A 7042-nucleotide genomic window follows, 5' to 3' on the forward strand; every position below is an offset into this window, starting at 1 on the left:
ACTGGGGTAACGGGGGCTTCTTTTACCAAAACATTCCGTAACCACCAACCCTTCGCCCTGCACCCCGTCCGCCCCCGCCGCCCCGCCCGCGGCGCGCCCCGCCCCCCCCGGTCCCGCCGCCCCCCCCCCCTCGACCCTCGTCCGTCAGCCCACGTGCAGACTCGCGAGGAGCTGCTGCACCTGATGCAACAGCGCGTTAAGAAGCGACGCCAGGGCGTTCATGACAACACCGCCTTTTCACTCAGAGTGATGATCGAGTTACTTTAAGCTACATCATGCAGGCCGATTGTCCCTCGTACTGGATCAAGCGTGTAGGCGTGGCGCGCGCTCATCCTGCTGGCGGAAACTTTTCAGTGTCCTGTCTCTGAAAGTTTCAAGGAGGATGCCGACCTCATCCAGCGGTAAAGCTGGACTCTGACCCTCCAGAGCTGGCACCCGTTGACGTCATGGTTAACGCTTACTACTCTCCGCCGAGAAATTATCTCATCAAATCTCGGAAAACTTTCTCGCCCCAGGAGGGCTCATGAGAGGGTCCATGAGGAGACGCGTCACCCGTCTGATCGCTCTGGCCGGAGCCGCGGTCGCGGTCACCGCCGGCTTATCCCCGCTCCCCACCCTGCCGGCAGCCGCCGCCACGACCGCCACGGTCTCGGTCGACGCCGGTCAGACGCTGGCCACCATCCCCGCCGCCGGCGTCGGCATGAACGTCGCCGTGTGGGACGGGCGGATGAACGATCCGGTGACATCCATGCTGCTGAAGGACGCGGGTGTCAAGGCCGTCCGGTACCCGGGCGGCGGCTACGCCGACGGCTACCACTGGCAGACGCACACGGTCGAGGGCGGCGGGTACGTGGCGCCCAACACCGGGTTCGACGCGTACGTGGCCACGTCCCGTGCGGCCGGCGCGCAGCCGATCGTCACCGCGAACTACGGCTCGGGCACGGCGCAGGAGGCCGCCGACTGGGTGCGGTACGCCAACGTCACCAAGGGCTACGGCATCAAGTACTGGGAGATCGGCAACGAGATGTACGGCAACGGCCACTACGGTGCCGAATGGGAGACGGACAAGCACGCCAGCAAGAGCCCCGCCACGTACGCCACCAACCTGCTCGACTACATCACCGCGATGAAGGCCGTCGACCCCACGATCAAGATCGGCGCGGTCCTGACGACGCCGGGCAACTGGCCGGACGGCGTCGTCGGCCCCGGCGACACGATGGACTGGAACCGCACCGTCATGTCCATCGCCGGCTCGCGGATCGACTTCGTGATCGTGCACCACTACCCGAACAGCGCCAACGAGGCCGAGCTCGTGACCAAGCCGCAGGCCGAGGTCCCGAGCATGACGAGCGCGCTGCGCGCACTGATCAACCAGTACGCGGGCGGCAACGCCCCCAACGTCGGCATCGCCGTCACCGAGGACAGCTCCAACTACGCGTTGAACACCTCGCCGTCCGGCCTGTACGCGCCGGACGTCTACCTGACCTGGATGGAGAACGGCGCGTTCAACATCGACTGGTGGAACCTGCGCAACGGCACCGACTGCAGCAAGGTCACCACCATCCAGGGCGCGACGGACTACAACGACGGCGGCGTGGTGTCCAGCGGGGCGTCCTGCGAACCGGCCGCCAACACGCCGTTCCCGCCGTACTACGGCATCCAGATGATGACCAGGCTCGGCGTCCCCGGCGACGCGCTGGTGCGGACGACCTCCTCCACCGCGATGCTGTCCACGCACGCCGTCAAGCGCGCCAACGGCGACGTGAGCGTCATGTTGATCAACAAGGACCCGAACAACGCCACGACGGTCAACCTCTCCTACAGCGGCTTCACCCCGTCCTCGGCGACGCCGACCGTGTACTCGTACCTGAAGAACGCCTCGTCGATCGGCTCGGCCTCCACCGGGAGCGCCGCCGTACAGACCGTGCCCGCCTACTCCGTCGTGGTCGTCCAGCTGCGCGCGGGAAGCGGCGGCGGGACCGGCGCCTGCCGGGTCGACTACACCAAGAACGAGTGGCAGGGCGGGCTCACCGCGAGCGTGACGATCAGGAACACCGGCGGCAGCGCGGTGGACGGATGGCGGCTGACCTTCACCTTCCCCGGCGACACCAAGGTGACCACCGCCTGGAACGCGAGCGTGACGCAGAGCGGCGCGGCGGTGACGGCCACCAACGCGTCCTACAACGGCGCCATACCGGCGGGCGGCTCCCAGTCGTTCGGGTTCCAGGGCACCTGGACCGGCAACGACGCGAACCCCACCGGCTTCGCGCTCAACGGGTCCGCCTGCTCCGCCGGCTGACCTGACCACTCGGTGGTCTCCGAGCCGCCGCCGCGCGGCCGGAGCACCATCGGCGAAGGGCTGACACACCGAAGTTCCAGATACGCGCCAAGGCGGTTCGTCCATGACAGCGGAACCCACTCCTTCGATCTCTCGCCGGGGCGTGCTCGCCGGCGTCGCCGGCGTGCTGCTCACGTCCGGCGGCCTGGCGGGCTGCGGCTCGCCCGCACAACCCAAGGGGCCCGGCTACCTCTTCTACCGCAAGGACTTCCTCGACGCCGCCGGCGTTTCGGCGGAGGTGAAGTCGGCCGACGAGCTGTTCGCGCTCGGCAAGGAGCTCACCGACGCGAAGGCGGGCCGGTGGGCGTTCGACGACCTGTGGCCCTACCTGCAAGCTGATCCACCAGTACGAGACGCCGGGCATGATCGAGGCGCGGGCGGCGAGGTTCTGGTCGTCGCGCGGATCGGCTCGCTGCGACCGACCGTGGCCACCCGGCCCGCGCCGGCCGGGCCGATCAGGCTGCGGATCGATGTGCTCGCCGCGCTGCCCGCCGACCGGCATCCCCGCAAGGAGCCCGACGTCCTGCGCCTCGGCGTCGAGGCGGCGGACGGAGCGTTCGACGTGCTGGCCGAGCTCGACGGCCGGTACCTGTCGACGGAGGTAGCCGGTGGCTTCACGGGGCGGGTGATCGGCATGTACGCCGCGTCCGGCACGGTGCGGTTCGACTGGTTCGATTACGAGCCGCTCGATCACGACACAGGGCCGGGGCAGGTTATCCTTGCGCCGTGAACGGGACCCTCGACGGGCGACCGGACGGGGCCGATGAGGAGGGGAGCCAGGTTGTCACACGCCGAGTCGGGCGAACCGGTGGCTGACCGGGAAGCCTCGCGAGGCGATTCGTCCAGACCCGTGACGATCTCCTACATCGCGGAGACCGCCGGAGTGTCGATCCCCACGGTCTCCAAGGTCATCAACGGCCGTTCCGGCGTGTCCGCGGACACGCGTGCCCGCGTCGAGGCGCTGATCAGCGAGTACGGATACCGCAGGACCAACCGCAGCAACATGATGGAGCTCGTCTTCGACGAGCTCGAGCACATGTGGGGCACCGAGATCATCCGCGGGGTGGAGCGGGTGGCCCGCGAACACCGCGTGGCGGTCGTGCTGACGGAGTTCGGCCCGGAGCGCAACGCGGTTCACTATCCGAGCGAGGACACCCTGGCCCGCCGCCCCGCCTGCGTGGTGACGGTGGCCCAGCTGTCGGCTGAGCAGCGCAACCAGCTGCGCGCCAAAGGCATCCCGTTCGTGGTCTTCGACCCCGCCACCGAGCTGCCGGACGACGTCCCCTTCGTCGGAGCGACGAACTGGTCCGGCGGGCGGTCGGCCACCCGCCACCTGATCGAGCTGGGACACCGCCGCATCGCGATGATCGGCGGCCCCGACCGGACCCTCTACTGCCAGGCCAGGCTCGACGGCTACCGCTCCGCCCGGGAGTCCGCCGGCCTCCCGGTGGAGGCCGACCTCGTCGTACGCACCCTGCTCACCACCGAGGACGGCCGCGCGGCCGCGCTCGAGCTGCTGAACCGCCCGGAGCGGCCCACGGCGATCTTCGCCTGCAACGACCTGCAGGCGATCGGCGTCTACCAGGCCGCGCGGACGATGGGGCTGCGGATCCCGGCGGACCTGAGCGTGGTCGGCTTCGACGACCTGCCCATCGCCGCCCTGGTCGATCCTCCGCTGACCACCGTCCGCCAACCACTCACCGAGATGGCCGCGGCCGCCACCGAGCTGGCGCTCGCCCTGGGGCGCGGGGAGGAGACGCCGCAGGCCGGGCTCGAGCTGGCCACCACCCTCACGGTCCGGGAGAGCACCGCTCCACCCGCCGACCGCGAGGGCGCCGGGGGGTGACGGAAGGCCTCACCAGTCGTGGACCGTACGTGACGGCGGATCTCGGTCCGGCCTCCGGCCTGGCCGACGCCCACCTGGAGCAATGCTCTGAGCTCGTAGAATCGGAGCACGTCTCGGGAATGGGAGTTCCATGGCCGCGCCTGGTCGACGACGAGTGACCATCGCCGATGTGGCGACTCACGCTCAGGTCTCCGTCACAGCGGTGTCCAAGGTGATCCGCAACGCCTATGGTGTCAGCCCGGCCATGAAAGACCGGGTCAAGGCGGCCATCCAGGAGCTCGGCTACCGGCCGCAGGCGGTGGCCCGCGGCATGCGCGGGCGCACCTTCACCATCGGGCTCGTCCTGCCGCACATCAGGAACCCGTTCTTCGCCGACATCCTCGACGGCCTCACCGAATATCTGGAGAACACCGACTACCAGGCGTTCATGATCCAGGGCGGCGCCACCCGCAAGGTCGAGATCCGGGCGGTCGACGCCCTCATGGACCGCCAGGTGGACGGCATCATCATGGTCGCCCCGCTCGCCTCGAAAGCGCGCCTGGAGGAAGTGGCCAAGGAGAAGCCGACCGTGGTGCTCGCCCGGCACGAGCGCTCGTCGTACTACGACTCGGTGTTCGACGACGACGAAGCGGGCGCCGAACTCGTCGTGAAGCACCTCATCGAGCTGGGCCACCGCCGCATCGCGCACATCACGCACCAGGACGACAGCCAGGCGCGGCCGGCCGACCTGCTGCACAACATCCGGTCGGCGACCTACGAACGCGTGATGCGCGAGCACGGGCTCGGCGACGAGATCGCCATCGCGACCAGCTTCTACCACGAGCAGGGCGGCTACGAGGGGGCTCGCGAGCTGCTGAGCCGCTCGGCCCCGCCGACGGCGATCTTCGCCGGAGCCGACCAGGCGGCGCTCGGCGCGCTCGCCGCGGTCCACGAGGCCGGCCTGGCCGTCCCGGCGGACGTCTCGGTCGCCGGCTACGACAACATCCATCTGGCCGCCCTGCCCAACATCGCGCTGACCAGCGTCGACCAGGACGGCGCCGAGATGGGCCGGGCCGCGGGCAAGCTCCTGCTGGAACGCATCGAAGGCCGCATGACGCCCGTGCGCTTCTCGGTCACCCCGAGCCTGGTCGTCCGCGGCTCCACGGCCGCGCCGGGAGAGTCCGTCAGCTGAGCTTCCGGCTGCCCAAGTAGGGTCTCGCGCTGCCCGCCGTAGAAACCGTTACCGATTTAGACCAGGTTGTAGCGACTCAACCTGGGAAAAAGCTGGGTACCGTTACCCAAAACATGTCTTGACACTTCCTTCGCGTAACGCCTACGTTAACCGCATCGGGGAGTCGCTTAAAACGATTCAATAACCCTGGAGGGGTGTGTGAAGACCTCCCACCGCACGCTCGCGACGGCTACGGCCGTCCTGGCGCTGGCGGCTCTGACCTCCTGCGGTTCCGGCTCGGAGCCCGCCGCCGACGGCACCGTCACCCTCTCCTTCATGACAGGCAGCGACCAGTCGACCGTGGACACGTCCAAGGCGCTGGCCGATGCCTTCATGCAGGCCAACCCCAAGATCAAGATCAAGATCGAGAACCAGCCGGGCGGCAGCGAGGGCGACAACATCGTCAAGACGCGCCTGTCGACCGGCGAGATGACGGACGTGTTCTGGTACAACTCCGGGTCGCTGCTCCAGGCGCTCAACCCGGCCCAGAGCCTGGTCGATCTCACCGGGGACCCGGTGGTGGCGAACGTCCAGCCGGACTACCTGCGGGTGGTGACCCAAGGGGACCACGTGTACGGCGTGCCGGCCACCGCCGCGTCCGGCGGCGGCATCCTCTACAACCGCAAGGTCTACGACAAGCTCGGCCTGAAGGTGCCCACGACCTGGGCGGAGTTCATGGCCAACAACGAGAAGATCAAGGCGGCCGGGATCGCGCCGGTGATCTCGACGTTCAAGGACACCTGGACCTCGCAGCTGTTCGTGCTCGGCGACTTCTACAACGTGCAGGCCGCGGTCCCGAGCTTCGCCGCCGACTACACCGCGGGCAAGGCCAAGTTCGCCACCACGCCGGCGGCGCTGGCCGGCTTCCAGCACCTGGCCGACGTCAAGGGCTACCTCAACAAGGGCTTCGGCTCGGCCACCCTGGACCAGGGGCTGAAGATGCTCGCCGAAGGCGAAGGCGCGCACTATCCGATGCTCACCGCGATCCTGCCGCCGGTGCTGGCCACGAGCCCGCAGGCCGCAACGGACATCGGCTTCTTCGGCGTCCCCGGCACCGACGCCGCCAAGAACGGCGCCACCGTGTGGGAGCCACCGGCCATCTACATCCCCAAGAGCACCAAGAACCTGGAGGCGGCCAAGAAGTTCGCGGCCTTCGTCGCTTCGCCTGCCGCCGCTGAGGCCACCAGCAAGGTGGTGCAGCCGACGGGACCGTACCGGGTGAAGGGCGCCAAGCTGCCCGACAACGCCATCCAGGTCGCCAAGGACGTGCAGGTGTACATCGACAAGAGCGCCACCGCGCCCGCGCTGGAGTTCCTGTCCCCGGTCAAGGGTCCGTCTCTGGAGCAGATCACCGTCGCGGTCGGCTCCGGGCTGACGCCGGCCGCCGAGGGGGCGGCCCAGTACGACAAGGATGTCGAGAAGCAGGCCAAGCAGTTGGGGCTCGCGGGGTGGTGATCAGGCAGGACGCCGGGCCCCGCTCGGGGCCCGGCCCGGCACTCGCGCGGTCGCCCGCCGGCCCGGCCAAGCGCAGGTCGGCCTACCCGTACGCGCTGTACCTGCCGGCCGCCGTCGTCTACCTGGTGATCTTCCTGGTGCCGACGGTGATGGCCTTCTACTTCGCGCTGACCCGCTGGACCCTGTTCGACAG

At 68.9% G+C, this 7042-nt stretch carries 6 protein-coding genes; all 6 read left to right on the forward strand.

Features of this window, described 5'->3' with window-relative positions; genetic code table 11:
• Positions 1-535: 535 nt before the first annotated feature.
• Positions 536-2299, forward strand: coding sequence for a cellulose binding domain-containing protein (locus ACWDRB_RS67430; protein ID WP_449912757.1), 1764 nt, complete (start codon positions 536-538; stop codon positions 2297-2299).
• A gap of 103 nt (positions 2300-2402) precedes the next feature.
• Positions 2403-3068 carry a beta-xylosidase family glycoside hydrolase gene (locus tag ACWDRB_RS67435; protein WP_449912759.1) on the forward strand — a complete coding sequence of 222 codons (666 nt, stop codon included), beginning with the start codon at positions 2403-2405 and terminating at the stop codon, positions 3066-3068.
• 120 nt (positions 3069-3188) lie between these two features.
• Positions 3189-4184, forward strand: coding sequence for a LacI family DNA-binding transcriptional regulator (locus ACWDRB_RS67440; RefSeq protein WP_449912761.1), 996 nt, complete (start codon positions 3189-3191; stop codon positions 4182-4184).
• 169 nt (positions 4185-4353) lie between these two features.
• Positions 4354-5355, forward strand: coding sequence for a LacI family DNA-binding transcriptional regulator (locus ACWDRB_RS67445; RefSeq protein WP_449912763.1), 1002 nt, complete (start codon positions 4354-4356; stop codon positions 5353-5355).
• Between the two features lie 198 nt (positions 5356-5553).
• Positions 5554-6849 carry an ABC transporter substrate-binding protein gene (locus tag ACWDRB_RS67450; protein ID WP_449912765.1) on the forward strand — a complete coding sequence of 432 codons (1296 nt, stop codon included), beginning with the start codon at positions 5554-5556 and terminating at the stop codon, positions 6847-6849.
• Positions 6846-7042, forward strand: a 197-nt coding sequence (locus tag ACWDRB_RS67455; RefSeq protein WP_449912767.1) for a hypothetical protein, incomplete at its 3' end; no start/stop codon positions are given. The genes ACWDRB_RS67450 and ACWDRB_RS67455, both read left to right, overlap by 4 nt.

The sequence above is a fragment of the Nonomuraea sp. NPDC003707 genome (assembly GCF_053587055.1).

Bases quoted from the DNA above. Each gene is read 5' to 3' on its own strand.
- ACWDRB_RS67430 (WP_449912757.1), top strand. From the start codon at position 536: ATGAGGAGACGCGTCACCCGTCTGATCGCTCTGGCCGGAGCCGCGGTC.
- ACWDRB_RS67435 (WP_449912759.1), top strand. From the start codon at position 2,403: ATGACAGCGGAACCCACTCCTTCGATCTCTCGCCGGGGCGTGCTCGCC.